We start from the raw sequence: 25,644 nt of genomic DNA, 5'->3' as shown, positions 1-25,644 counted from the left end.
GGATTAACAAGGCAAAAACATGGCGCTGGATCGTGAAACAGCAATGCAGGTGGCCTCGGTACTGAGCCGGGGGCTGCCCTATATTCAGAGATTTACCGGCAAGACCGTGGTCATCAAATATGGCGGCAACGCCATGGAGAACGAAGACCTTAAAAGCAGCTTTGCCCGCGATGTGGTGTTGATGAAGCTGGTGGGCATCAACCCGATTGTCGTGCACGGCGGTGGCCCCCAGATTGGGGAGCTGCTGGAAAGGCTGAACATCCAGTCCCGGTTCGTCAATGGCATGCGGGTTACCGATTCCGAAACCATGGATGTGGTGGAGATGGTGCTCGGCGGCCAGGTGAACAAGGAAATCGTGTCCCTGATCAATGCCCAGGGTGGCACCGCATTGGGGCTTACCGGAAAGGACGCCAACCTCATCCGGGCCCGCAAGCTGGAGGTGGTCAACCGTTCCCCCGAGCTGGAGCGACCGGAAATCATCGACATCGGCCATGTCGGCGAAGTTGCCAGCGTGAACGTGGGCGTGATCGACATGCTCACTCACGGCAATGTGATTCCGGTGATTGCACCCATCGGAGTGGGGCCGGACGGTGCTTCCTACAACATCAATGCCGATCTGGTAGCGGGCAAGGTGGCCGAAGCCATGAAAGCCGAGAAGCTGATACTGCTGACCAACGTTTCCGGGCTGAAGAGCAAGGACGACAAGGTGCTCACCGGACTGACGGCAAAGCAGGTCAACGATCTTATTGAAGACGGCACTATCCATGGCGGCATGCTGCCGAAAATCCGGTGTGCCCTGAGCGCGGTGGAAAACGGCGTGCGCACGGCCCATATTATCGACGGCAGGGTTGCCCATGCCTGCCTGCTGGAAATCTTCACCGATGAGGGTGTCGGCACCCTGATTTCCCGTAACTGAAGGCCCCGGCAAGGAGTTACCGGATGAGACGCCTGTTAGCGACGCTGGTAATACTGGCCCTGGTCGGCCTTGCCGCGTTCAAGACGGGCGTCTGGTGGTTGGCAGACCAGCGAATGGCAGGCGCACGGCAGGCGCTGGCGGAGTTTGGAGTGCTGCACCGGGGCAGCATCGGTTCGGGTGTGGAAGGTCGTGTGGTTCTCAACGGCGCGAGCTGGCATGATTTTGAACTGACCCAGCCCCTGAACATAGCCCGTGCCGAGTTTGATGCGGGTTCTCCGGTCAACCTGCTGACCGGCCTCGCCGCCCCCTCCCGAATGCCGGCGCAGTGGTCTGTAAGACTGGAGGGTCTGAGCCTGATCCTGGACCCCGCCATGTTGCGCAACTGGGTCACTGCGGAGGGTGTGGACAGTGAAGGCGAGCAGGCCCTGTTTGTTCTCTCCTGTGCCCCGGAGCCTCGCCAGCAGCTTGGAAGCGGGGATCTGATCCGGATGGGGATTGCCGGTCTGGCTGGCGAAGCCTTTCTGCACCAGAATCCTGATCGTATTCATGCCGAACTGAATACCATCAGTACCGGTAGCCTGGAACTGGACTGGCCAGCCGCCAGAGTCCGTTTGCAGGACGGAGAAATTACGGTATCCAGCAGCACGGAGCCCCTGCAACTGACCCTGCGGGATGCTGGCCTGATGCGTCGCATCGCCGCCTATTGCGCCCGCGAGGCGGGCGTTGAGCCCGGCGAATGGGCCGGGCGTTCACTGGACGCACTTGTAGCGGGGCTGGAAGCCCGGGGATTGGAGCCAAGCGATCAGTTGAAGGCACTGTATCGGCAGTGGTTACTGGAAGGTGGTGAGCTTACGGTGAGTCTCCGGCCCGGCGAGGCCTTGTTCGGTATTCCGGTCAGAGCTGAAGAGGCGAAGCAGGCCGGCCACAGCTGGCCAGTGCGCTATAATGGCGCGGCGGTCCCTGATGTCTATCTCACGGAAGCCCGGCCAGTGAGGGCGGAAGTCCCAGACATCGCGGTAGACCCTGTCGTGCCGCGGGAGAACCCGGGCGTCGAAGGCTGGTATGTGGCGGATATGGCGAATGCGGACCAATGGATTGATTATAAGGTCCGGGTGACGCTCTCCAACGACAGGGTTGTGGACGGCCGTCTGGTGAGTGTCAGCGAAAAGGAACTTGAGGTGGCCCGGGTGGTTGCCGGCGGAGAAGTTGCCTACCCGATGCTGATCCGCGCCATTACCAATTTTGAAGTGTGGCGGCGCGGCCGTGCACAATGATTCCGTCGGGAATCTGAGAGGAAACTATGTCGCAGTCCGATAGCAAGACCATAGCGGTACCGGGCATCCGCGACATGCTTGCCCGCCTGGTCTCCCTGCCGTCCATCAGCAGTGCCTCGGCGGAGTGGGATCACAGCAACGAGCCGGTGGTGCGGACCCTGGAAGAGTGGTTGAAAGCTCTCCGGTTTTCTGTAGAGGTCCTGCCAGTGCCGGGCATGCCCGGCAAGTTCAACCTGATTGCAACCCTGGGCAGCGGCCCGGGCGGCCTGGTGTTGTCCGGCCATACTGACACTGTGCCCTTTGATGACAAGCGCTGGCAGAGCGACCCGTTTACCCTGACCGAGCGGGACAACCGCTGGTACGGGTTGGGCACATGCGACATGAAAGGCTTTTTCCCGCTGGCCATCGAAGCCGCCAGGGCCTTTGTCGGGAAAGACCTGAAGCAACCCCTGATCATTCTGGCCACCGCAGACGAGGAGAGCTCCATGGATGGCGCCCGGGCACTGGCCGAGGCCGGCAAGCCCAGGGCCCGCTACGCGGTCATTGGAGAACCCACCAGTCTGAAGCCGGTGCGCATGCACAAGGGCATCATGATGGAGCGCCTGAAGTTCGAGGGCCAGTCCGGCCATTCCTCCAATCCGGCCCTGGGCCGTAATGCCCTGGAAGGGATGCACGAAGCCATGACCGAGCTGCTGGCTCTCCGCTCGGCATGGCAGGAACAGTACCGGAACCCCAGCTTCGAAGTTCAGGTGCCGACCCTGAACCTCGGCTGCATCCACGGTGGTGACAACCCCAACCGCATCTGCGCCCGTTGCGAGCTGCACTTCGATCTGCGCCCCCTGCCGGGCATGAATATGGAAACCCTGCGCCAGGCGATCCTCAACAAGGTCCGGCCGGTGGCCGAGCGCCGTGAGTTGTCCATGCTGTTCGAACCCCTGTTTGACGGTGTTCCCCCGTTCGAGACCCCGGCCGATGCCGCCCTGGTCAAAGCCTGCGAGCAGTTGACCGGCCACACGGCCCATGCCGTTGCCTTTGCCACCGAAGCCCCCTGGCTGCAGAAACTGGGCCTGGAAACCCTGGTTATGGGGCCTGGTTCCATCGATCAGGCGCACCAGCCAGACGAATATATCGAGCTTTCCCAGCTGGCGCCGACGGTGAGAGTACTACAAGGGCTTATCCGGCAGTTTTGCCTTTAGCTCGGAGTCCGGGTCAAATAGGGGGCTGAACACTGTCGGGGGCCTGCTCCAAAACACGCCCGTGAATACGTCCCTGTAGGGCTCGGTCGCGCCATCCCTGGCGCTCCACGGTTCTGGAGCGGGCCCCCGACAGTGTTCGTCAGACTGATCTGCAGGCCGCCCAAAGAAAACGATTGGAGTACTCGCATTGAAATCAAACGACTGGCTGCATGGATTCCGCCACTCATCCCCCTACATCAATGCTCATCGCGGCCACACGGTGGTGCTGACCATTCCCGGGGATGCCATTGCGCATGAGAATTTCATCAACATTGTTCATGACATCGCTTTGCTGAGCAGCCTCGGCGTTCGGCTGGTCGTTGCCTTCGGCGCCCGTCCGCAGATCCAGGCGCGCCTGGATGGTGCCGGTGTGGAGTCGTCGTTTGCCCGGAGTCTGCGGATTACGCCCGAGAATCATCTGGGCATGGTGATGGAGGCGATCGGTGGCCTGAGGGCCTATCTGGAGAGCCACTTGTCCATGGGGCTGGTGAATTCCCCCATGCATAATGCCCGCATCCGGGTTTCCAGCGGCAATTATGTGGCCGCCAAGCCGGTGGGCGTGCTGGACGGTATTGATTTCGGCCATACCGGCAGGGTTCGCCGGGTCGATGTCGCCGGTATCGAGAAATTGCTGGAGCTGGGGCACATTGTGCTGTTACCGCCGATGGGCTACTCGCCCACCGGGGACACCTTTAACCTCTCCTACGAGGATGTTGGCAGCCAGGTGGCGGCCGCGCTGCAGGCCGAGAAACTGATTGTGTTTATTGATGATCCCGGCTTGCAGGAAGAGGATGGCACCCTGATTCGGGAGCTGTCGGCGCGCCAGGCGTCCGAGCGGCTTGCTGCCGGTGCCGTGACCGGTCACGATGCCGACCTGCTCAGAGCCGCCTGTGATGCCTGTGTGAAGGGCGTGCGACGGGCGCACATTATCAGTTATGTGGACGACGGCGCGCTGCTGGAGGAACTGTTTACCCGGGACGGTTCCGGCACCCTGGTCAGTGGTGATCACTATGAGCAGTTCCGCCAGGCCAGGGTGGAAGACATTGGCGGCATTCTGGAGCTGATCCAGCCGCTGGAAGAACAGGGCATTCTGGTGCGCCGCTCCCGGGAAATGCTGGAAACCGAAATCGACCGGTTTGTGGTGGCCGAGCGCGACGGCACTATCGTGGGCTGTGCGGCCCTCTATAGTTACCCGGATGAGGGCGCCGGTGAGTTGTCCTGCTTTGCGGTAGATCCGACCTACCGCCGGGCCGGGCGGGGCGATGAGATTCTGGCGATGGTTGAGAAACTGGCCAGGGGCCAGGGTATCCGGAAGCTGTTTGTACTCACCACCCAGACCGAGCACTGGTTCCGGGAACGTGGCTTCCAGCCCTCAACCGTGCAGGCTCTGCCGGGCCCCAAGCTGGCTTCCTACAACACCCGGCGGAATTCAAAGGTGTTCTTCAAACCGCTCTGACAGGACGGCCAGGTACTCTGACCTCTGAGGTTCGGGTGTTTCAGACAGCGCCTCGACGGCCCGGTAAAAGCCCGGGAAGTCGTACCCTGCGTCCCGCAGCATCTGTCGGAATGCCGGCAGGTGCTGGTTGTACTGCCGGAACAGCGCGAGATTGGCATTGTTGAGACTGACCGGCGGCGGGCCGAAGGGGCCGGGCTCGGGCCAGTCGGCGGTAAGCTGGTGATAGGCGAGAGCCAGGTCTTCGAGTATGGTCGCCTTGCGGGCGCGCAGCTGTTCTTCCGGCAGGCGGTCCTGGCGGGTGTACAGTGCTTCCAGCCGGGTGCTGACGTCCTCGACCAGGGCAAGGGTCTGGTTACGGCGAATGAGGCGTTCCAGCGCCTCCCGGAATTGTCCGGGTTTGCCCTGCTCCGACAGCCAGAGCCTGAGCCCTTCCAGCTCCACCGCTGTGGCGAAGCTCTCGTTAAACGCGGTGTCATCGGCAATATAGACAACGCGGTGGGCCAGTTCATGGAACATGAGCGCGACCATGCGGTCCTCCGGCAGTCGGGTAAAGCCGGTGTGCAGCGGGTCATCAAACCAGCCGAGGGTGGAATAGGCGGTCACGCCGCCAATAAAGGTATCAAACCCCCTGTCCCGGAATCTGGTCTGTTCGGCACGGGCATCCGCCAGACTGAAATATCCCCGGTAGGCCTGGCAGCCCAGGATGGGGTAACACCAGCGATGGGGCTCCAGAGAGAACTCGGGAACCGCCACCAGGTTGACCACCACCCAGGGCCTGTCAAGCCGGACATAGTCACTGAAGGCACCTCCCACCGGCAGGGCCAGTCGTTGAGCCGCGAATTCCCGGGCCTGTCGGGCCAGGCCAAGTTTTTCCCGCAGTTCTGCCGGAGCCGTGTTGTCGGAGAGCACCGCTTCCACGGGTTCCCCCGACATCATCAGTGATAGGTGACCGCCGGCCGCCTGCGAATAGTAGCCAATGGCCGAACAGCCGTTCAGCATTGTTACCAGTAGCAAAAATAGATAGATCTGACTAAGCTGTTTCATGGGTCAGGATATTATAGTGGATGGGTTTGCCGGTGACGGCCAGGCCGCTATAGTACAGTCAGGGTTCCCATAGTAGCAGGTGGCATCCGCCGCCGTTTCAGGGACGTGAGTCGGTGTCGGACTGTGGGTCCGGCGATTACTCCGGCTTAGCGAGATATCAGGTAGCTCATGGATCCAAGAGAACGTCGTAACAGCCCCCGCCAACCCATCAAACTTGCCGCCCAGATTGATCTGGGAACCGGCGAGTCCTGGCCGTGTCAGATTTCAGATTTCTGTCCGGAGGGCCTGTTTGTTCGCTATTCCGGTGAAACCTCCCACAAGCTTGAGCGGGCCTTTGCGTCCGGTACGCCGCCGGAGTTGGTCGTGCGTTTCCGCGGCCTGGATGGTGCTCGTCGCCATGAGCTGCACGTTGCCGTCGTCCGGCGTATTGATGGGGCGATGGGGGTGAATTTTACCCGACCGAATCCGGAAGCCGTGGATGCCATGCTGCGGCAGTGCGGTAGCTCCCGGAACCAGGACCGCGCCTCCCTGCGCGCCCCCAGTGACCGGGTCCAGTTTGTTTTACTCCAGTCTGCCAAAGCGGTCATTCAGTTTATTGAGCCGCTGATGGATGCCTGTTTTGTGCAGATGGTCGACGGGCTCAAGCAGGCTGCCCGGAAAGCCCCGAATGATCAGCAGGCCAATGAATACATGGACGCATCTGGCCAGATCCAGGCCCGTCAGCGCGTCATGTGGCACCACATGGCCCGTAGCCTGGAATCTCCCCTCAAACCGGCCCCCAGGGGCTTTCCCGGTTCAGAGCTGTCCGTGGTGGACAAGGGCGAATTCGAGGACTGGCTGACCATCCGGGTGATGGTCACCAAGGCGGATACCCGGTACCGGGGTGACCTGCTGCAGTTGAAGCTGCGCCTCGACAATCTGGGTATTGCCAACGCCACCGGGCATCACAACCCCCTCGGGCCATCACTGGTTTGTGAGGCCTTCCATAGTGGACTGAGCCAGCTCAGGGCCACCCGTGAGGTAGAAAAAGTCTGCCTGCGGGTGTTTGAGCAGACCGTTCTGCAACAGCTGGGGCCTCTTTACGAGGAACTGAACAATATCCTGATTCGTCATGGCGTCCTGCCGGATCTGGATCTGAGCAAGTACTTGAGCGAACAGGCCGGTGTGAAGGGTGATGAAAAGCCGGCGCAGGCCAGGCCGGCACCGCCGCGCCCGGAAGAAAAACCGGCCACTGCCCCTGAACCGGAACCGGAAAAGGCCGCTGCCTCCGAAAATGCTACCCACCGCAAACCCGGCATGCCCGGTAGCGGGTTCCGGGGCTACGCCCAGGCGGCGCAAACCGCCTTTGCGACCGTACGGAACCTGCTCAATACGCTGACCGCAAGCCGTGTGGCGCGGGGCGACCCCGAACCTGTGCCGTTCCAGCCCAACGCCCGCCCGCTATCGTCCGGAGAACTGCAACGGGAACTGCAGCAACTGCAGGCACAGGCGATGGATTCCGGGGCCGAGGTGGCGCCGCTCAGGGAACGGGTTGTCGAGAAGATCCGGGAAAGTGGTGATAACCGGTTGGATGATGAGCAGCAGGGCACACTGGACGTGGTTGACCGGTTTTTCCGTTCCGTGGTGGAAAGCCCCAAGCTCAGTGACTACGCCCAGCAGCGTATGCGGCAACTGGAAGTGCCGGTGCTCAAGGTGGTCATGCGGGACCCCGCGTTTTTCGACGACCAGGAAAGCCCCGTTCGTGGTGTAATGAATCGTCTGGCCCAGCTGGGGGTCAAGGGTGGCCGGCTTAATCCTGTGGTCCAGCGGCGGGTGGATGAGCTTGTTCACCGCATTACCACCGATTTCGAGCAGGACACCGGAGTGTTCGAGCACACCGTTCAGGAACTGGATACCCTGATTGACCGCCAGAATCTGGTGTATCGCAGAAATGTCGAGCGGGTGACGGCCGCCGCAGAGGGTGCCCAGAAGGTTGCCGAATCAAAAAAAGCCGTGACCGAGGTCCTGAACCAGAAACTGGGTGGGCGCAAGGTGCCAAAGGCTGTGCTGAGCCTGCTGGACGGCGGCTGGCGGGATTTGCTCTCGCTGACCTGGATTCGCCAGGGCCCGGACAGCCAGTTGTGGCAGGATTACCTGGCAGTGATCGATTCCCTGCTTTCGTTTGCCGACGATCCCGACAGCGCCATCAATCTGCCAGAGCTGTTGCGGGTGATTCAGGATGGTCTCGCCTCCATTTCCAGCAATCACATGCCGTCCTCCCAGATCCGGAACGAGCTCAAGCAGTTTCTGGTTCGCCGTCCGGATAAATCGCCCGAGCTGGTCGAGATCCCGCCGGCAAAGCCGGACCAGATCGATGCCAAGAAATTATCTGACCGCGAACAACGCAGCCTGCAGCGCTGGATCAACCGTGCCCAGAAACTGCGCACAGGGGACTGGCTCCGGGATCAGGAAAAACCGGAGGAGCCGCAATATATCCGGCTGGTCTGGATTGCCCGCGGATTCAGTCGTTTTGTATTTGTGAATCACCAGGGTATGCGGGTGGTGGAACTGGAGCTTGAGGCTCTGGCCCGGCATATGCGCAAAGGCATCATTGTGCCGGACAGCCAGTATGAGCGGCCCCTGGTGGATGAGAGTGTCGACCGGATGGTGCGCAAGGTTTATGACCAGCTGTCATGGGCCTCCACCCACGATGAGCTGACCAAGCTTCTGGGCCGCCGTGAATTCGAGCGCATGCTGGATCAGCAACTGGCCAGAAGGGAAGACGAGCGATCCCTGGTGCGGCTGGATCTTCGCCGCTTCCGTCTGCTTAACGACACGGCGGGCTACCAGGCCGGTGATGAAACCCTGAAACGGGTCGCTGACCTTCTTCGCAGCCATGTGGGCGACGGTATGCCCGTAGCCCGGCTTGCAGGGAACGAGTTTGCCATGCTGGTGCCCTCGGAAAGTGCCACCGAGGCGGCGGAAAACCTTATTCAGGCTGTCGAAGAAGCGGAGTTTACCTTCGGCGGACGGGTTTACCGGCTTTCCGCCAGTATCGGTGTGGTGCCTACGCTACCGGCGCTGGTGAGTGCCGAACGCTGGTTACGGGCCTCGGAACAGGCGTTGGCCGCGTCCCGGCAGCAGGGCCATGGCAAGGTTTCGGAATATGCGCTGGGCGCCGAAGATCAGGCCCGCCAGGAGCAGATTGCCGCCAAGGTAGCCAGCCTCAGTAATCTGAACGAAGAGCGAATGCTGTTGCGGTGCCAGAAAATCATACCCCTGCACGCTAATGCGTCCATGGCGGCCCAGTACGAAGTGCTGATCAGCATGTACGATGACGAGGGCAACCTGATTACCGGCCGGGACTTTGTCCGTATGGCCGAGCGCTATGATCGTATGCAGGCCGTGGATCGCTGGGTCGTAGGCCACATGCTGGACTGGCTCAGGGAGCAGGCGCCAGACCCCCGGCATTTTGGCGGTGTGTGTATCAACCTTTCCGGCTACTCCCTGAATGATCAGACGCTGCTGGAGTTTATTTACGAAAAACTGAGCGAGAAGGAGGCACCTATCGAGCGACTCTGGTTCGAGCTCACCGAGGCTTCTGCAATTAATGATGTCCAGTCGGTGGCGGACTTTATCCTGGAGCTGAAGGAACTCGGATGCCGGTTCTGCCTTGGTAACTTTGGCAGTGGCCCCAGTTCCTTCGAGTTCATGCGTTCACTGCCGGTGGATCTGATCAAGATCGACAATGCCTTTACCGGCCAGCTGTCGACCAGCGAAACTGACCGCGCGATGGTACGCTCTATGGTGGATATGGCCCATTATATGAAACGGGAGGTGATCGCTTCCCAGGTCGAATCGCGGGATGTACTGGATATGCTCCGCCAGTTGGGTGTGGATTACGCCCAGGGCTTTGTGGTCGAAAAGCCCCGTTTGCTCGACAGCCTCACCTGATTCCGGCACGCTGCCCCTATGTCAAAACGCCATCCGATTATCGCCGTTACCGGTTCATCCGGGGCGGGGACCACCACCACCGGCCAGATTTTCAGCCGGATGTTCGCCAGTGAGGGGCTGAATGCGGCCATGGTCAGCGGTGACAGCTTTCACCGCTACAACCGGGAGCAGATGGCCCGGCTGGCGACCAAGGGACAGTTTGGCGAGCGTAACCATTTCGCCCTGGCGGCTAACCACATCGACAAGCTGGAAGCGCTTTTCTACGATTATGGTCACACCGGTAATGGTCGTTACCGGCAGTATGTTCACGACGAAGACCGGAAACTGGTGGCATCTGGCCACAAGCCGGGGACCTTTACCCCCTGGGGACCACTGCCCGCGGACACCGACCTGCTGTTTTACGAAGGCTTGCATGGCGGGGTGGTCAGCGAAACCTGCAACATTGCCCAGTATGTGGACCTGATGATCGGGGTGGTGCCCATCGTCAATCTCGAGTGGATCCAGAAGATCCACCGGGACACCCATAACCGTGGCTACAGTCAGGAGGCGGTTGTGGAGACTATCATCAACCGCATGGACGATTACGTTCACGACATCGTGCCGCAGTTTTCCCACACCCACATCAACTTCCAGCGCATTCCGCTGGTGGATACCTCCAATCCCTTCGTGGTCCGGGACGTACCGACCGAAGATGAGAGCATGCTGGTGATCCGGTTCCGGGACCCTTCGGACGTTGAGTTTCCGTATCTGCTGCAGGTGATTTCCGGCAGCAGCCTGTCACGCCACGACACCCTGGTGATTCCTGGCACAAAAATGCCGCTGGCCATGGACCTGATTGTCAGGCCCCTGGTCCAGCAGCTGATGGCCCGAAAGCCGTTCGCCTGAGCGCCTGCGGCTGTTAAGCGGTCAGGCGGCCATCCCGGTAATCACGAAGCGCCCGCTCAATTTCTTCGCGGGTGTTCATCACGAACGGACCATACTGAACCACTGGCTCACCGATGGGCTTGCCGGCAATCAGCAGCAGGCGTGCACCCGCGTTTCCGGCTTGGAGACGGACCCCGTCCCCGTCACCGAGGATGTTGGCGGCACTGCGCTGCAGGTCGGCGTCACTGAGCCGGGCGTCTCCCTCGTACAGGTAAAGCATGCCGTTGTGAGTCTCCGGAACCGGCAGGGTAACGCTGGCGCCGGAAGCCAGGTGAATGTCCGCGTACACTGGCTGGGTGCTGCGGTCGGGCATGGCTCCGCGATGGGATTGGCCACCGACCACCATTGCCCCGGCGATCAGCTTCACCGTACCACCGTCAAAGGTGATCTCCGGGATCTCTTCGGGCTGGATGTCATGGTAACCGGCCTCGGTCATCTTTTCTGCGGCGGGCAGGTTCAGCCAGAGCTGGAAGCCGCGCATCACGCCTTCCTCCTGCTGGGGCATCTCCGAATGAATGATGCCACGGCCTGCGGTCATCCACTGCACGCCGCCATTGTGCAGATTGCCACGGTTACCGAGATGATCCTCGTGCAGCATATGCCCCTCGATCATGTAGGTCACGGTCTCAAATCCGCGGTGGGGGTGAGACGGAAAGCCGGCAATGTAGTCGGCCGCCTCGGCTGAGCCGAACTCGTCCAGCATCAGGAAGGGGTCCAGGCGAACATTCTGCCGCTGGCCAATGGAGCGTTTGATACGCACACCGGCACCGTCGGATGTTTCCAGTGCGGGAATAATCTGTTTCAGGGAGCGCAGGGTCATGGTGTCCTCCTCTCGTGTGCTCTGGTGATAATTTAATCAGGAGGAGAGGCGAGTATAAAACGCAGAAATCTGGCGGGTGACATCAAAAAAACTGAAGGACCGGTGGCGCCCGTTCAGGACGCCACCGGTGAATACTTATTCCACGTTTCGGGAGTAGAAAATCTCCAGCATTTCGCGCCGCAGGCGGTCCTCAATGGACTGGGCTTCCCGTGGCCCAAGGTCACTGGCATTGACACCGAATACATAGTTATCGAGGTTGAAATTCTTCAGCATCATCTTGGTGTGGAACAGGTTCTCCTGGTACACATTCACATCGATCATCTGATACGCATTCTGGGTATCTTCGGTCAGATAGTTCTGGATCGAGTTGATGTCATGATCAATGTAGTGCTTGGTACCGTCCACGTCGCGGGTGAAGCCGCGAACCCGGTAATCCACGGTGACCACATCGGAATCAAAGCTGTGGATCAGGTAGTTCAGCACCTTCAGCGGCGAAATCAGGCCGCAGGTGGACACGTCGATGTCTGCCCGGAAGGTGCTCACGCCATCGTGGGGGTGGCTCTCCGGGTAGGTGTGGACGGTGACGTGGCTCTTGTCCAGATGCGCCACGATGGTATCCGGCAGCGGGCCCGGAGATTCTTCGTTGTCGGGCTCTTCGCCGCTGGTGAGCTCATGCTCGGCAATCAGCATGGTGACAGAGGCGCCGTGGGGCTCGTAATCCTGCCGCGCGATGTTCAGAACGTTGGCGCCGACAATCTTGACCACGTCTGTCAGAATCTGGGTCAGCCGCTCGGCGTTGTACATCTCATCGATGTAATCAATGTAGGCCTTGCGTTGATCTTCGGTCTGCGCATAACAGATGTCGTAGATGTTGAAGCTCAGGGATTTGGTCAGGTTGTTAAAACCATGCAGCTGGAGTTTCGATTCCATGCTCAGCCCCTCCGGATCGTGGAGATGAATGACTGCAGAGCTGCTGTTAGATGTAGATGCTCTGCCGAGGCCGCCACCGACTACTGACCGGGTTGTTCACCTTTTGCGCAGACCGGCGGAGAGGGTGCGTATTATGCACACCGCAAGTGGCGTTGAATAGTATTTGCAATGACATTTTAGCATCCGTAACTTCCCATGCACCCGGCCTGCGAAAAATGGGAAGTAGAGGGTCTGGGCCGGATTCCCGGAGCTCCGCCTGCCGGACTATTCCGCCTCGCGGACTTCGTAACTGTGGGTAATTTCAACGCCGGCTTTTTCGAGCATGATGGACGCCGAGCAATACTTCTCGGCCGAGAGGCTGACGGCCCGCTTGACCAGGTTTTCCCTCAACTGGTTACCGGTGACCACGAAATGCAGGTGAATCCGGGTAAACACGGCTGGTACGGCATCGGCCCGCTCCGCTTCAAGCTGGGCATGGCAGGCCGTCACGTCCTGCCGGCTTTTGCTGAGAATGTTCATGACATCGAAGGACGAGCAGCCACCCAGCCCCATCAGCAGCATCTCCATCGGGCGGGGGCCCAGATTCTGGCCACCATGATCGGGCGGGCCATCGAGCTGAACACCGTGGCCACTGCCACTGGTGACCTTGAAGCTGGCGTTGCCGGTCCAGTCGACGGTTGCTTTCATGGGGTGCTTCTCCATTGTGGTTTTAATTGGCTGGTGTTACACGCAGCGCCGATATCGATAATATGAGGCCGGATGCTAGCACAACCCGCGAGGGGGAGCAGCCGGGCCCGGATACATGTTGTATACTCTTTCCGGTTGCCCGCAACAGGCCTTCTTGTTATAAGTTGCGCAGATTTGCAGGAAAAAAGAACGAACCCGCACGGAAAGCCGGGTGAATAACAAACACTGGAACCCGCCAGTATCTGAGGAGGCACGACTCGCATTATGGCCACTATCGTCAAGCCGGTTGAGCAGAAAACCAAGCATCTGGATTACTTCCTGTCGCAGTGCCATCGTCGGCGCTATCCCGCGAAGAGTACGATTATTTACGCCGGGGACAAGAGTGACTCCCTGTTTTACATCGTCAAGGGCTCGGTAACCGTCATCATCGAGGATGACGACGGCCGCGAGATGATCATGGCCTATCTTAACGCCGGTGATTTTTTCGGTGAGATGGGGTTGTTCGACAACATGGATTCCCGCAGTGCCTGGGTGAAGGCCAAGACCGAATGCGAAGTGGCCGAAATCAGCTATACCAAGTTCCGGGAGATTGCCCAGCAGGATCCCCGGGTACTGTACTTCATTGGCGAGCAGATGGCCTCCCGGCTGCGCCAGACCACTCGCAAAGTCGGCGACCTGGCGTTTCTGGATGTCACCGGCCGTGTGGCGAGGACGTTGCTCGACCTGTGCAAGGAACCCGATGCCATGACCCATCCCGATGGCATGCAGATCAAGATCACCCGACAGGAAATCGGTCGCATTGTTGGCTGTTCCCGGGAGATGGTCGGCCGGGTCCTGAAAACCCTCGAAGATCAGGGGCTGGTCCGGGTTAAGGGCAAGACCATGGTGGTTTACGGCACCCGCTGAGCTTCGCTGGTACCCGCTGTTCCGAAAAGGCCGCTGAAACCAGCGGTTTTTTCGGTCGGGTCAGTCTACCAGGGCAACGGATTTTATCTGCATCCACACCTGCCTGCCTGGCTCCAGACCAAGCTGGGCGACCGAGCGGGTGGTCAGTCGCGAGAGGAACGGGGTCGGGCCGGCCAACAGTCGCACGAGGCTGATGCCGGGAGCCACATCCGGATCGACCCGGTTAATGGTTGCCGGAACCAGGTTCTGGATACTCTGGTCGGAATTCTCTGTGAGCGCGAGGCTGATATCCCGGGCGAGAACCTGCACCCGGACCCTGTCTCCCGGTTTCAGCCTGTTATCCCGGCGTAGCCAGAGCTGGCCGCCGTCGAATCTGAACAGGGCCAGATGCCATTGCTCGTCCAGATCGATGATGTGGCCTTCCAGCAGAACCCCGGCGTTACCCTCCAGGCGGAAAGGGTTTTCGGTGCCGGCCAGGGTTTCTCGCAGCGGTCCCTGCGCCACCACCCGGCCCCCCTTCATCATCACGATATGATCCGCCAGGCGGGCCACTTCCGCAGTGGAATGGGATACGTAGACAATCGGAATCGCCAGGGTGTCGCGCAGCCGCTCGAGATAGGGGAGAATGTCCTGTTTGCTGGCACGGTCCAGGGCAGACAATGGCTCGTCCATCAGCAACAGCCTCGGGCTGGTGAGCAGCGCCCGGGCAATCGCGACCCGCTGGCGTTCTCCGCCGGACAGGCCTGCGGGCATGCGGCTCAGGTGCGATTCCAGACCCAGCCAGCGAACGGCATCGTCGAAACCGATCTGTCGCTCCCGCGCGGGAATGCGCCAATAGCCGAACTCCAGGTTCTTTCGCACGTTCAGATGGGGGAACAGGTGGGTGTCCTGGAACACATAGGCCAGGGGGCGCTTATGTACCGGTCGGGCTATCTCGTCAGTCTGCCAGGGCTCGCCGAGAACGGTCATGGTTCCCCGGGCGCCCTGGAGGCCCGCCATACACCGAAGCAGGGTGGTTTTGCCGCAGCCGGAATGCCCGAACAGGGCGGTGATGCCGGTGCCTGGCAGGGTCAGGTCAACGTCCAGGCTGAAGCCGGGGAAAGTGCATTGGAAGCGGGCACGGATCGTGTCGGTCGCGGTCATCTGATCGCTCCCGAGCGGGCTTTGCCGTTGAGCGCATAGAGGGTTACCAGAACCACAAACGAGAACACCACCATGCCGGCAGACAACCAGTGGGCCTCGGTGTATTCCAGGGATTCCACATGGTCGTAGATGGCCACCGACAACACCTTGGTTTCGCCGGGGATGTTGCCCCCGATCATCAGGATCACGCCGAATTCCCCGATGGTATGGGCAAAGGTCAGCACGGCGGCGGTCAGGAAGCCGTTGTGCGCGAGAGGCACAGCGACAAACAGGAAGCGGTCCCAGGGAGCCGCGCGGAGTGTGGCAGCGACTTCCATGAAGCCATCACCAACGGCCTCGAAAGCGTTCTGCAGGGGTTGAACGGTAAATGGCAGGGAATAGATCACCGACGCCACCACCAGGCCCTCGAAGGTGAATGGCAGCAGCCCGATACCCAGGGATTGGGTTATCTGGCCAATCCAGCCCTCCGGCCCCATGACCAGCAACAGGTAGAAACCGAGCACGGTTGGCGGTAGCACCAGGGGCAGGGCAACCACCGCAGCGACAGGCTGGCGCAGCCAATGCCTGGTCCGGGCCAGCCACCAGGCAATGGGTGTGCCGATGAGCAGCAGCAGCAGAGTCGTCATCGTGGCCAGTCTGAGCGTCAGCCAGACCGGGTCCCAGTAGGTTTCAAGCATCAGTTGGCAGTGTCGTAATCCGTTTCGTAACCATGGCCCTGGATAATGGCGATGGCGGTGTCTGATTTCAGGAAGTCCATCCAGGCCATGGCGGCCTCCTTGCCGGCGCCACGGTTCAACAGGATGGCCTGCTGGTCAATGGGCTGGTAATAGGTCTGGGGCACGCGCCACAGGGTGCCTTCGTCGTCTTTCCAGGATTTTACCTGAGACAGGGCCAAAAAGCCGGCCTGGGCGTTGCGACTGACAACGAACTGGAAGGCCTGTGCGATGGAATCGCCGCGGACCAGTTTTGCCTGCAGTGCCTCCCAATGGCCCAGGCGTTCCAGAACCTGCTTTGCCGCCAGGCCGTAGGGAGCGGTTTTCGGATTGGCAATGGCCAGTCTGGCGAAGGGCTGTTCAGACAGGTAGTTCTCGGCATCCCCGAAGGCGTTGGGCGTCGGACTCCAGAGCGCCAGCTCGCCCCGGGCATAGGTGAAGCGGGTAGCGGGGACACCGGCCTGATCTTCCTCAACCAGTGCCGGCCGGAGCGCGTCCGCGGCCATGAACACGTCGAACGGTGCGCCGTTCCTGATCTGGGCGTACAGCTTGCCGGTGGAGCCGAAGCTGGCGGACACCCTGTGGCCGGTTTCGGCTTCAAACTGTTCAACCAGTTCCCGGGTGGTGTCGGTGAAGTTGGCAGCAACGCCAAGTCTGACTTCGCCCGCGACGGCGACGGTCATGGCGGCGCCAGACAGGAGCGGCACCAGGGTACGGAACATACCTCGGGCCAGAGGATAACCCATACAACGTCCTTACAGGTTCAATCAATGATGGCATGAGTCTATGGTGACATTTCCGGGTGCGCTGCTTTCGCCAGTAAGTCCGGTGCCAGGCACAGCGACCGAAGGTAATCCCAGACCTCGTCCCGGTTGGTCTCGTTGAGCATCTCATGTCGGCCGCCTTCGAACAATCGCAGGGTAACTTTCTCCAGTCCCGCTTCCCGGATCAACTGAAAATGCCGCCGGACACCCCGCCCCATTTCACCCACTGCGTCGGCTGTGCCGGAGAACAGGTGCACCGGCAGGTCCTTGCGCCAGGCAGATGGCGAAATACTCAACATCCCGCCGATAAAGTCCCACCAGAGGCCGACCGTGCAGTCGAACCCGCAGACGGGGTCCGAAATATACCGGTCCACCTGTTCCCGGTCCCGGCTCAGCCAGTCAAAGCCGCTGCGGTTCGGGCGGAACTTGCGGTTGAACTGCTCAAAGGTTATTCGGGCCACCAGGCGGCTCCGGTGCCGTTTGCCGCGAACAAGGCGGATCAGACCGATCAGGGCCCGGGACGCGAGCAGTTGGCCTCGGTCAATGCGGTTGGTGGCGCTGAGGATCAGGGTGTCCAGGGTGTCGCCATGTTTCTGGGCGTAGCTCTGGGCGATAAAAGAGCCCATGCTGTGGCCCAGCAGATGCAGCGGCAGGCCAGGAAGCTGCAAATGGCTGTATTGAACCACCCGGTGCAGATCGGCAACCACGCTGGCCCAACCCTGTTGGTCGGCATAGTGCCCCAGGCCCCCGGAAGGGCAGGCCGGGCCATGGCCCCGATGATGGAAGGTGACAGCGGCCACGCCGTGCTCGCCGAGCCAGCGGGCCAGTGGTCTGTATCGGTCGCCGTGTTCGGCCATGCCGTGGCTGATGACGAGAATGGCGACAGGCTCCGATGGGGTAAAGACGGTCCCGGTTATCGTGTGGCCATCAGGTGCGTTCAGCGTCAGGGGATGTTCGTTCATGGTGACTGCCCGGTTCCTTATTGTTCTTTTCCGTTGCCGGGCGTTGCCACTCCGGCGGTTTCCACAAATGTGTGAGGCGAGACAATAATCCGCCGGGCGGGGCTATGTCGCGGAACAGGTCCACGTATTCGTGGGTCCGGAGCGCAATCAGGCCAGTGGCATGCGCCGGCCGGGTAATGCCGTACTCCCGGCGCTCCCTGGTGTGCTCATCAACACCCGTGCCGAACAGCCCATCCCAGGTGTCAGTGTGGCTTCCGATGGCCCGCGTAAATTTTCTCCAGTGTCTGGAGTTGGGGTCGCCACTGGTCCAGCCAGGCTTTGATGCCTTTCGGGATGCGCGCGGGTTTGGGCCAGGGCACCGGGTATTCCGGTGGCTGGAACAGGGGGGAAAACAGCGCTGCGGCGGTCAGGTCGGCCCGCGAAAAACGGTCACCGGCCAGAAACGGCTGTTGGCTGTATATCCCGGCCAGTTCGTTGAGCAGGCCCTCCATTACCTGCCGGGACTTCCCGGCGGTTTTCTCGTTGATCTTCATCCATTGGCGCATGACTTCGTCAACCCGGCTGAAGGTCAGGCTCAGCAGTATCCGGTTATAGTAGGGTGTACCGGCGGCCAGCATGGGCACCAGGATTTTCGGCCGCTGGAGAAAGTGGTGGTAGTAGTAACAGCGAATGGCAGGCCCGGCTTCGTCGTCCAGTCGGCGCTCCCAGGCCAGCGCCTGCGTCCGCAATTCCGGATCATCCGGAGTCAGCGACGGTTCAGGGAAGGTCTCATCGAGATAGTCCAGAATCCGCGCCGAGCCCTGAACGATCTGCCCATCGTGATCGAGCACTGGAACTGATGACGCCTTGCCCGTCAGTTTCCGTACGGTTTTTACATGCTGGCCAGGCAGCAGGCTGACGGTTACATGGTTGAGCCCCTTGTAATCCAGGGCCCAGCGGATTTTTTCGCAGTAATGGGAAATGGCAAATTGGTAGAGTTTCAGTGCCATGGGTTGTCTCCTGAATCCGGCCCTTTAGCATAATGCCGGCGGCTCTGTATAAGAAGCCTTGCCTTGGGATTGATTGGCTTTCGCGACTGTTGGGTTTTACACTGTGCGTCTGTATCCATGTCTTCAAGGGAACTGACCATGCGCTCAGGACGAGTTTTGATGCTGTCTGTCGTCACCGCCTCCGGACTTGCCGCCACTGCCTGCTCTTCCTTGCCCGAAGGTAGTAAGCCTGTTTCCGGGGTTTACTCCTGCGGGCAGCTTGAGATCGCAGTATCCGGTACCGAAGATAGCAATCTGATCAGCGTAGACTATCTTGACCGGCGCATTTTGCTGAAGCCAGCGGAGAGTGCATCCGGTGCTCTGTATGTTGCTCCCGGAGATGAAACGACCCGTTTCTGGAGCAAGGGTGAGAGAGCAACCCTGGCCATACAGGGGCAGACCTATCCCGAATGCCTGCCGCCGGGTGGCCTGGAGATGCCTTTTGAGGCCAGGGGCAACGAACCTTTCTGGCATGTGACGATTGAGGGTCAGGCGCTTTTGCTGACGAGGCCCTACGAAGAGGACGGAACCCGGCGCATTCCGGTGGAACTGCAGACCGCCAACCGGCACGGCCGGGAATTTGTTGCAACGCTGGATGATCTTCCAATTACCCTGACCGTTGCCCGGCAGCTCTGTGAGGACAGCATGTCGGGCGCCCAGTATCCGGCGCAGGTGCGCCTCGCCGTCAATGGCGGGGAGTTCAATGGCTGTGGTGGCGATCCGCAACGCCTGTTCAGAGGTGCTGAATGGGTTGTTGAGGATCTCGCGGGCAGCGGAATCATTGATCGCTCGCAAATCACGATCAAGTTTCTTGAGGATAACCGGATTGCCGGCCGCTCCTCGTGTAACCGCTACACGGGCAGCTACAAGCTCGGCGATGAGGGGATTGCCTTCGGGCAGGTGGCGATAACCCGGATGGCGTGCGCACCGGCTCTGATGCGACAGGAGGACCGTTTTCTCAATCTGCTGGCAAGCGTCGCCTCAGCGAAAATCGGGCGACAGGGGGAATTACGCCTGTCCACGCAGGAAGGCGATACGATTCGGGCTTTTCAGTCTGACCATGTGAGCCCATAGCGGGCCATAATCTGCTCTATCCGCCCGGATCTCTTCAGGGCTCGTGTCCCTTCTGAAAGAAGGTTGCTGAGCTTTTCTGAGTCCTGGTTCCCCGGAGAGAACGCGATGTAGATCGGGGCTTGGTGTATCACATCAGTTAACTGCATCGTTCACTGGCGTTGCAGGTCTGAAACTGGCTGTCCCGGTTGCACCGGGTGCTTGACGCAACTCCTCTTTCCGGTCAGTCTTCCCGTTCTCAAGCGCCAAAGCCGCCATTCATCAGGAACGGAGCCGATAACAATGAAAATCTTCGAAACCAAGACTGCCCCCAATCCCCGCCGCGTGCGCATGTTCATGGCCGAAAAAGGCCTGCTCGACAAGGCGGATTTCATCGAAATCGACCTTCAGAAGGGCGAGAATCTGACGCCGGAATACGCCGCCCGGAACCCGATGAAGAAGGTGCCGGTAATGGAACTGGACGACGGTACCTGCATTGCTGAAACCATGGCCATTTGTCGCTACTTCGAGGAAAGTTATCCGGATACGCCGCGCCTGCTGGGCGACACGCCGTTGGAAAAAGCACAACTCGAACAGTGGCTGCGCTGGATCGAATACTACTTTTTCATGCCCACCGGCATGTGTTTCCAGCACACCACCGGTTACTTCAAGGACCGGATGAACCCGATCAAGGAATGGGGTGAGGAATGCGGCAAGAATGTGGAGAAGTTCATGCATTTCCTCGATAAGCAGTTGGAGGGTAAAGAGTACATCTGCTGCGACCGGTTCACCGCGGCGGACATCAATGCCTTCACCGCGGCGGCTTTCGCCCGGGTAGTGAGCATCCGCATCAAGCCGGAGCAGACCAATTTGCAGGCCTGGTATGATCGCATCAAAGCCCGCCCCTCGGCACAGGCCTGAGGCCCGGCGCATCCTGTTGCTGGAAGAGAGAAGATAATGACCCCTACGGATTCAAGCCTTCAATGCGCGCTGGAGGCTATCGACACGGCGAATCAGGCAGACCCGAACCCGGAGCGTGTTGGCGATGACCTTCTGCCGAAGGAATATGCCTACAGCCTGCATATGACGCGCTGGCTGTTCGAGCTTGAGCCCCAACCTTCCGAGCGCATGCAGATCGCCTGCCGGGCCCAGCACATTGAGCGCTGGACAATGCCCCGCAAGAATTATCCGGAGGGCCGCAAAGCCTACTATCAATGGCGCCAGGCGTGTGGTCGGATGCATGGTCGGCGGGCTGCGGAGATCATGGCGGGCTGCGGCTATCCGCCAGAAGAATGTGAGCGGGTGGAGACCATTCTGACCAAGCGGGAGCTCAGGCAGGATGAGGACACCCAGCTCCTTGAGGACGTTGCCTGCATGGTGTTCCTCGAGCGTTACTTCGCGGATTTCTACGAGGAGAAAGCGGACTACGACCGGGAGAAGTGGCTACGCATCGTGCGTCGGACCTGGGGCAAGATGTCGCCACGGGGGCAAGAGGCGGCGCTCAGGCTGGCTGAGGGGATGCCCGCGCATTTATTGGGGTTGCTGCAGGAGGCTTTGGCTGAGCCTGGGGAGTGACCTGTTGTTGCCAAATTCCGTGCACGGGGTGGCAGCTAGGGCTGACCAAAATACGCTGTAAATACCTCCCTATACGCTCGGCTCCGCCATCCATGGCTCCGCACGATTTTGGTCAGCCCTAGCTGCCACCCCGTATCGGCTTATTCGGTTAGTCTTCCCAGAAAAACAATTCCCGCAATTTGCTGCCAGGCTCCTCGGCTCGTATGAATGACTCACCCACCAAGAAACCGTAAATTCCGCGGCTGGTCATGGCCTCCACGTCGTTGCGCGTCATGATGCCACTCTCGGTAATAGTCAGCCGATCCTGTGAAATTCGCTCGTGCAGGTCAAAGGTGGTGTCCAGAGAAACGTCGAAAGTATGCAGATTGCGGTTGTTGATGCCCACCAGGGGTGTCGTCAGCGTCAGGGCATCGTCCAGCTCGGCGCCATCGTGCACTTCCGCCAGAACATCCAGACCGATCTCATGGGCAATACCTTCCAGCTCCTGCATCTGGTCTTTGGTCAGGCAGGCAGCGATCAGGAGGATGCAGTCGGCGCCTATGGCCCGGCTTTCATAGACCTGGTAGGGAGCGACCATGAAGTCCTTGCGGATCACCGGCAGGCTGCAGGCATTGCGGGCGGCAACCAGGTAATCCTCATGACCTTGGAAGAAGTCGCGGTCAGTAAGCACAGACAGACAGGCAGCGCCGCCGGTCTCGTAGCTCTCGGCAATAACGGCCGGCTCGAACAGATCCCGTAGGATGCCCTTGCTCGGTGAGGCTTTCTTGATCTCGGCGATAACAGCGGGAGTGCGCTGTTCAATTCGACTGCGCAGGGCATTGGTAAAACCTCTCGCTGCCGGTTGATCACCAGCTTTAGCCTTCAGATCTGCAATCGAGACCTTTCGTTTGCGCTCGTCGATTTCTTCCCACTTCCGATCAACAATCTTTCGAAGGATCGTCGGTGTCTTGTCCAAATGTCGTTCAGTCATTAGCGGCCTGCAAATAGTTAGCGAGAGCCAGTGGGGCAGGGCTTTCCAAAACTGTCTGCAGCCATGGATGGCTGCAGCCAAGCCCTACAGGGACGTATTCACGGGCGTGTTTTGGAAAGCCCTGCCCCACCGGGTCGTCCTGCCGAAATCTGGCAGGCTCATCCGATCAAAAGCACTGAGAAAAATCAGCCAGCTCCGACATCTTGCCAGCGGCAAGGCCCGAGCCCATGGCGTCCAGGGCCATATCCACGCCTTCTTTCGGCGTCTTCGCCAGGCCCGCTACATAAATCGCAGCACCAGCGTTCAGGGCAATCAGGTCACGAGCTTTCTCAGCCATTTCGTCGTGGCCACGTCCGAAGGCGGCTTTGATCAGCTTCAGGGAATCGTCGGCTGTGTCCACAGTCAGGCCCACCAGCGACTGGCTCTTGATGCCGAGATCCTCGGGTGTGATGTCGTATTCGCTGATCTTGCCGTCTTTCAGCTCGGCCACGTGGGTGGCGCTGGCCAGACTGATTTCATCTAGCCCGTCTTTGGAATGCACCACCATGATGTGCTCCGCGCCCAATCGTTGCAGTACCTCCGCCATGGGGCGGCACAGTTCCCGGGTGAACACGCCGATCAGTTGGCGTTTCACGCCCGCCGGATTGGTCATCGGGCCGAGAATGTTAAAAATGGTCCGGCAGCCCAGCTCCTTGCGGGGGCCGATGGCGTGCTTCATCGCCCCGTGATGGGCCGGGGCGAACATGAAACCGACCCCAATCTGCTCCACGCAGCGCGCCACTTCTTCCGGTTTCATGTCGAGGTTTATGCCGGCCTTCTCGATCAGATCGGCACTGCCGCTTTTGGAGGAGACGCCGCGGTTACCGTGCTTGGCCACGAAGCCACCAGCGGCCGCCACCACGAAGGAGGCGGCGGAGGAGACGTTGAGCAGGTTGGCGCCGTCGCCGCCGGTGCCGACAATGTCTACCAGCGGCTCCGCGTTCACGGTGACCCTGGTGGCCAGCTCGCGCATCACCTCGGTGGCGCCGGTGATTTCATCGATGGTTTCGCTTTTCAGGCGCAAACCCATGAGAAACGCGCCGATCTGAGCGTCCGTGGCCTCGCCGTTCATGACGATGCGCATCACGTCCTTCATTTCCTCCCGGGACAGGTCCAGGTTGGAGGCAATGCGGTTGAGAGCTTCTTTCATGTCCATGTGTCGGCCTCTTAGTGTGTTCTCAGAAAGTTGCGCAGCAGTTCGTGACCCTGTTCGGTCATAATAGACTCCGGGTGGAACTGCACGCCCTCGATCGGCAATGTCTTGTGACGCACTCCCATGATTTCCTCAATGGAGCCGTCGTCGTTGCGGGTCCAGGCGGTCACGTCCAGGCAGTCGGGCAGGGTGGTCTTGTCGATCACCAGGCTGTGGTAACGGGTCGCCTGCAGTGGGTTGATCAGGCCACGGAACACGCCGGTATCCTTGTGGAACACCGGGGATACCTTGCCATGCATCACGCGTCCGGCGCGGATGATGTCGCCGCCATAGACCTGGCCAATGGCCTGGTGGCCAAGGCAGATGCCCAGGATCGGCAGCTTGCCGGCAAAGTGCCGGATGGCTTCCATGGAGAGGCCCGCCTCGTTCGGGGTGCAGGGGCCCGGGGAAATCACCAGGCGCTCCGGATTCAGGGCTTCGATCTGTTCAACGGTTATTTCATCGTTGCGGTACACCTGCACTTCGGCGCCCAGTTCCGCCAGATACTGCACCACGTTGTAGGTGAAGGAATCGTAGTTATCGATCATCAGCAGCATAATCCGTTCCTCCGCCTCAGTGGTCGAAATCGTTGTAGGTCATGGCCACCGCGCGGAAAATGGCACGGCCCTTGTTCATGGTTTCCTTCCACTCAAGACGGGGCACCGAATCGGCCACCACGCCGGCACCGGCCTGGATGTGCAGGGTGTTGTCCTTGATCACGGCGGTACGGATGGCAATCGCCGTATCCATGTTGCCGTTGAACGACAGATAGCCCACGGCACCGCCGTAAACGCCGCGTTTGACCGGCTCCAGCTCATCGATGATTTCCATGGCCCGGATCTTGGGCGCACCACTGAGGGTACCGGCGGGCAGGGTGGCGCGCAGCACGTCCAGGCAACTGGTGTTGTCCTTCAGCCGGCCGGTGACGTTGGAAACAATGTGCATCACGTGGGAATAGCGCTCCACGATCATCTTGTCGGTGAGCCGAACCGTGCCGGTTTCCGAAACCCGGCCGGCGTCGTTGCGGCCCAGATCGATCAGCATCAGGTGCTCGGCGATTTCCTTCGGGTCGGCCAGCAGTTCCGCCTCCAGCGCCTTGTCCTCGGCATCGGTGGCGCCGCGCCTGCGGGTGCCGGCGATGGGGCGCACGGTGACTTCCCCGTCTTCCACCCGGGCCAGGATCTCCGGGGATGAGCCGACAATATGAAAGTCTCCCAGATCCAGGAAATACATGTACGGTGACGGGTTCAGCACCCGCAGCGACCGGTACAGGTTCAGGGGCGGCGCTTCGAACGGGATCGACATTCGCTGGGAGATAACGGCCTGCATGACGTCACCGTCGAGCACGTAGCCCTTGATCCTGTCCACCGCGGCTTCGAATTTGTCCTGGGTGAAACCGGAGATGAAGTCGCTCTCGTCTACCGCTTTGCCACGAAGATGTTCCGGGGTGCGGGGGGCATCGGCGGTCTGCCGGTGCAGGCGGTTTTCCAGTTCATCAATGCGGGCCTGGGCCTGGGTAAAGGCCCCGTCAACAGCCGGATCGGCGTGGACAATCAGGTGCAGCTTGCCGCGCAGGTTGTCGAACACCACGATTTCATTGGATACCATCAGCAGGATGTCCGGTGTGCCGATACGATCCGGCGGGCAACTCTTGCGCAGGCGCTTTTCAATATAGCGCACGGTGTCATAGCCGAAGTAGCCCACCAGGCCGCCGTTAAACCGGGGCAGCTCGTCCAGATCCGGAGCGTGAAAGCGCCTCTGGTAGGCTTCCACGAAGGCCAGCGGATCGTCCACCTCTTCGGCTTCGACAATCTCGCCGCCGCGGCTGATCTCGACCCGATGGTCAAACACCTTCAGCACTTCATGGCTGGGCAAGCCGATGATGGAGTAACGGCCCCATTTCTCGCCGCCCTGGACGGACTCGAACAGGTAGGAACAGGGCCCGCTGGCGAGTTTGAGATAAGTGCTCAGAGGCGTGTCGAGGTCGGCCAGCACCTCGCGGTACACGGGGATACGGTTAAAGCCGGCGTTGGCGAGCTCAGAGAATTGCTCGGGTGTCATGGTACGGTTTCCTGAAATCTGA

At 60.3% G+C, this 25,644-nt stretch carries 23 protein-coding genes; 10 read left to right on the top strand and 13 right to left on the bottom strand.

Annotated elements, in window-relative coordinates; translation table 11 throughout:
• Window positions 1-19 precede the first annotated feature (19 nt).
• The 4 genes from argB (at window position 20) to argA (ending at window position 4,881) form a co-directional block, all read left to right on the top strand.
• A complete protein-coding gene (gene argB, locus QPL96_RS04945; protein WP_303285967.1) occupies window positions 20-916 on the top strand; it encodes an acetylglutamate kinase in 897 nt (298 codons plus the stop codon).
• Between the two features lie 23 nt (window positions 917-939).
• The gene (locus tag QPL96_RS04940) at window positions 940-2,190 is read left to right on the top strand and encodes an acetylornithine deacetylase (RefSeq protein ID WP_303285966.1); all 1,251 of its coding nucleotides are present in this window, start codon (window positions 940-942) and stop codon (window positions 2,188-2,190) included.
• A 26-nt stretch (window positions 2,191-2,216) separates the two neighbouring features.
• Window positions 2,217-3,386 (top strand): acetylornithine deacetylase, encoded by a 1,170-nt coding sequence (gene argE, locus QPL96_RS04935; protein WP_303285964.1) that lies wholly within the window; start codon window positions 2,217-2,219, stop codon window positions 3,384-3,386.
• 187 nt (window positions 3,387-3,573) lie between these two features.
• Window positions 3,574-4,881 carry an amino-acid N-acetyltransferase gene (argA, locus tag QPL96_RS04930; RefSeq protein ID WP_303285963.1) on the top strand — a complete coding sequence of 436 codons (1,308 nt, stop codon included), beginning with the start codon at window positions 3,574-3,576 and terminating at the stop codon, window positions 4,879-4,881.
• Here the strand turns inward: argA and QPL96_RS04925 are convergent.
• Complete coding sequence (locus QPL96_RS04925) at window positions 4,855-5,880, bottom strand: aminopeptidase (RefSeq protein ID WP_303285961.1); 1,026 nt, start codon at window positions 5,878-5,880, stop codon at window positions 4,855-4,857. The genes argA and QPL96_RS04925 overlap by 27 nt on opposite strands.
• A gap of 213 nt (window positions 5,881-6,093) precedes the next feature.
• Here QPL96_RS04925 and QPL96_RS04920 point away from each other — a divergent pair, with 213 nt between their 5' ends.
• Together QPL96_RS04920 and QPL96_RS04915 are read left to right on the top strand one after the other, a co-directional pair.
• Window positions 6,094-9,858, top strand: a complete 3,765-nt coding sequence (locus QPL96_RS04920) for a DUF1631 family protein (protein ID WP_303285960.1) — start codon at window positions 6,094-6,096, stop codon at window positions 9,856-9,858.
• An 18-nt stretch (window positions 9,859-9,876) separates the two neighbouring features.
• Window positions 9,877-10,743, top strand: a complete 867-nt coding sequence (locus QPL96_RS04915) for a phosphoribulokinase (protein WP_303285959.1) — start codon at window positions 9,877-9,879, stop codon at window positions 10,741-10,743.
• 13 nt (window positions 10,744-10,756) lie between these two features.
• Here the strand turns inward: QPL96_RS04915 and QPL96_RS04910 are convergent, their stop codons facing one another.
• The 3 genes from QPL96_RS04910 to QPL96_RS04900 form a co-directional block, all read right to left on the bottom strand.
• Window positions 10,757-11,602, bottom strand: coding sequence for a pirin family protein (locus QPL96_RS04910; protein ID WP_303285957.1), 846 nt, complete (start codon window positions 11,600-11,602; stop codon window positions 10,757-10,759).
• A 135-nt stretch (window positions 11,603-11,737) separates the two neighbouring features.
• Window positions 11,738-12,532 carry an adenosylmethionine decarboxylase gene (speD, locus tag QPL96_RS04905; RefSeq protein ID WP_303285956.1) on the bottom strand — a complete coding sequence of 265 codons (795 nt, stop codon included), beginning with the start codon at window positions 12,530-12,532 and terminating at the stop codon, window positions 11,738-11,740.
• A gap of 264 nt (window positions 12,533-12,796) precedes the next feature.
• The gene (locus QPL96_RS04900) at window positions 12,797-13,219 is read right to left on the bottom strand and encodes an OsmC family protein (protein WP_303285955.1); all 423 of its coding nucleotides are present in this window, start codon (window positions 13,217-13,219) and stop codon (window positions 12,797-12,799) included.
• Between the two features lie 264 nt (window positions 13,220-13,483).
• Here QPL96_RS04900 and crp point away from each other — a divergent pair, with 264 nt between their 5' ends.
• Window positions 13,484-14,125, top strand: a complete 642-nt coding sequence (gene crp / locus QPL96_RS04895; RefSeq protein ID WP_007153756.1) for a cAMP-activated global transcriptional regulator CRP — start codon at window positions 13,484-13,486, stop codon at window positions 14,123-14,125.
• 60 nt (window positions 14,126-14,185) lie between these two features.
• Here the strand turns inward: crp and modC are convergent, their stop codons facing one another.
• From modC to QPL96_RS04870, 5 genes are all read right to left on the bottom strand, one after another.
• Window positions 14,186-15,268, bottom strand: coding sequence for a molybdenum ABC transporter ATP-binding protein (gene modC, locus QPL96_RS04890; protein WP_303285953.1), 1,083 nt, complete (start codon window positions 15,266-15,268; stop codon window positions 14,186-14,188).
• Window positions 15,265-15,945 (bottom strand): molybdate ABC transporter permease subunit, encoded by a 681-nt coding sequence (gene modB / locus QPL96_RS04885; RefSeq protein ID WP_303285952.1) that lies wholly within the window; start codon window positions 15,943-15,945, stop codon window positions 15,265-15,267. The genes modC and modB overlap by 4 nt, the downstream gene beginning before the upstream one ends.
• A complete protein-coding gene (gene modA, locus QPL96_RS04880) occupies window positions 15,945-16,703 on the bottom strand; it encodes a molybdate ABC transporter substrate-binding protein (RefSeq protein WP_303286141.1) in 759 nt (252 codons plus the stop codon). Before modA ends, modB begins: the two co-directional genes overlap by 1 nt.
• 62 nt (window positions 16,704-16,765) lie before the next feature.
• Window positions 16,766-17,707 (bottom strand): alpha/beta fold hydrolase, encoded by a 942-nt coding sequence (locus QPL96_RS04875; protein ID WP_303285951.1) that lies wholly within the window; start codon window positions 17,705-17,707, stop codon window positions 16,766-16,768.
• A 242-nt stretch (window positions 17,708-17,949) separates the two neighbouring features.
• Window positions 17,950-18,696: a glutathione S-transferase family protein gene (locus tag QPL96_RS04870; RefSeq protein WP_303285950.1), complete on the bottom strand. Its 747-nt coding sequence runs from the start codon at window positions 18,694-18,696 to the stop codon at window positions 17,950-17,952.
• Window positions 18,697-18,834: 138 nt separating this feature from the next.
• Here QPL96_RS04870 and QPL96_RS04865 point away from each other — a divergent pair, with 138 nt between their 5' ends.
• The 3 genes from QPL96_RS04865 to QPL96_RS04855 all read left to right on the top strand — a co-directional run bounded on the left by QPL96_RS04865 (window position 18,835) and on the right by QPL96_RS04855 (window position 21,360).
• A complete protein-coding gene (locus QPL96_RS04865) occupies window positions 18,835-19,809 on the top strand; it encodes an META domain-containing protein (RefSeq protein ID WP_303285949.1) in 975 nt (324 codons plus the stop codon).
• A 279-nt stretch (window positions 19,810-20,088) separates the two neighbouring features.
• Window positions 20,089-20,706 (top strand): glutathione S-transferase family protein, encoded by a 618-nt coding sequence (locus QPL96_RS04860; RefSeq protein ID WP_303285947.1) that lies wholly within the window; start codon window positions 20,089-20,091, stop codon window positions 20,704-20,706.
• Between the two features lie 36 nt (window positions 20,707-20,742).
• A complete protein-coding gene (locus QPL96_RS04855) occupies window positions 20,743-21,360 on the top strand; it encodes a DUF4202 domain-containing protein (RefSeq protein ID WP_303285946.1) in 618 nt (205 codons plus the stop codon).
• A 148-nt stretch (window positions 21,361-21,508) separates the two neighbouring features.
• Here the strand turns inward: QPL96_RS04855 and trpC are convergent, their stop codons facing one another.
• From trpC to trpE, 4 genes are all read right to left on the bottom strand, one after another.
• Window positions 21,509-22,330, bottom strand: coding sequence for an indole-3-glycerol phosphate synthase TrpC (trpC, locus tag QPL96_RS04850; RefSeq protein ID WP_303285944.1), 822 nt, complete (start codon window positions 22,328-22,330; stop codon window positions 21,509-21,511).
• 166 nt (window positions 22,331-22,496) lie between these two features.
• Window positions 22,497-23,525 carry an anthranilate phosphoribosyltransferase gene (gene trpD / locus QPL96_RS04845; protein WP_303285942.1) on the bottom strand — a complete coding sequence of 343 codons (1,029 nt, stop codon included), beginning with the start codon at window positions 23,523-23,525 and terminating at the stop codon, window positions 22,497-22,499.
• 11 nt (window positions 23,526-23,536) lie between these two features.
• Window positions 23,537-24,118: an aminodeoxychorismate/anthranilate synthase component II gene (locus QPL96_RS04840; RefSeq protein ID WP_303285941.1), complete on the bottom strand. Its 582-nt coding sequence runs from the start codon at window positions 24,116-24,118 to the stop codon at window positions 23,537-23,539.
• 16 nt (window positions 24,119-24,134) lie between these two features.
• Window positions 24,135-25,622, bottom strand: coding sequence for an anthranilate synthase component I (gene trpE / locus QPL96_RS04835; protein WP_303285939.1), 1,488 nt, complete (start codon window positions 25,620-25,622; stop codon window positions 24,135-24,137).
• Between the last annotated feature and the right edge of the window lie 22 nt (window positions 25,623-25,644).

The sequence above is a fragment of the Marinobacter sp. SS8-8 genome (genome assembly GCF_030540945.1).
Taxonomy (GTDB): Bacteria; Pseudomonadota; Gammaproteobacteria; order Pseudomonadales; family Oleiphilaceae; genus Marinobacter.
This window is presented reverse-complemented; position numbering and strand designations above follow the sequence as displayed.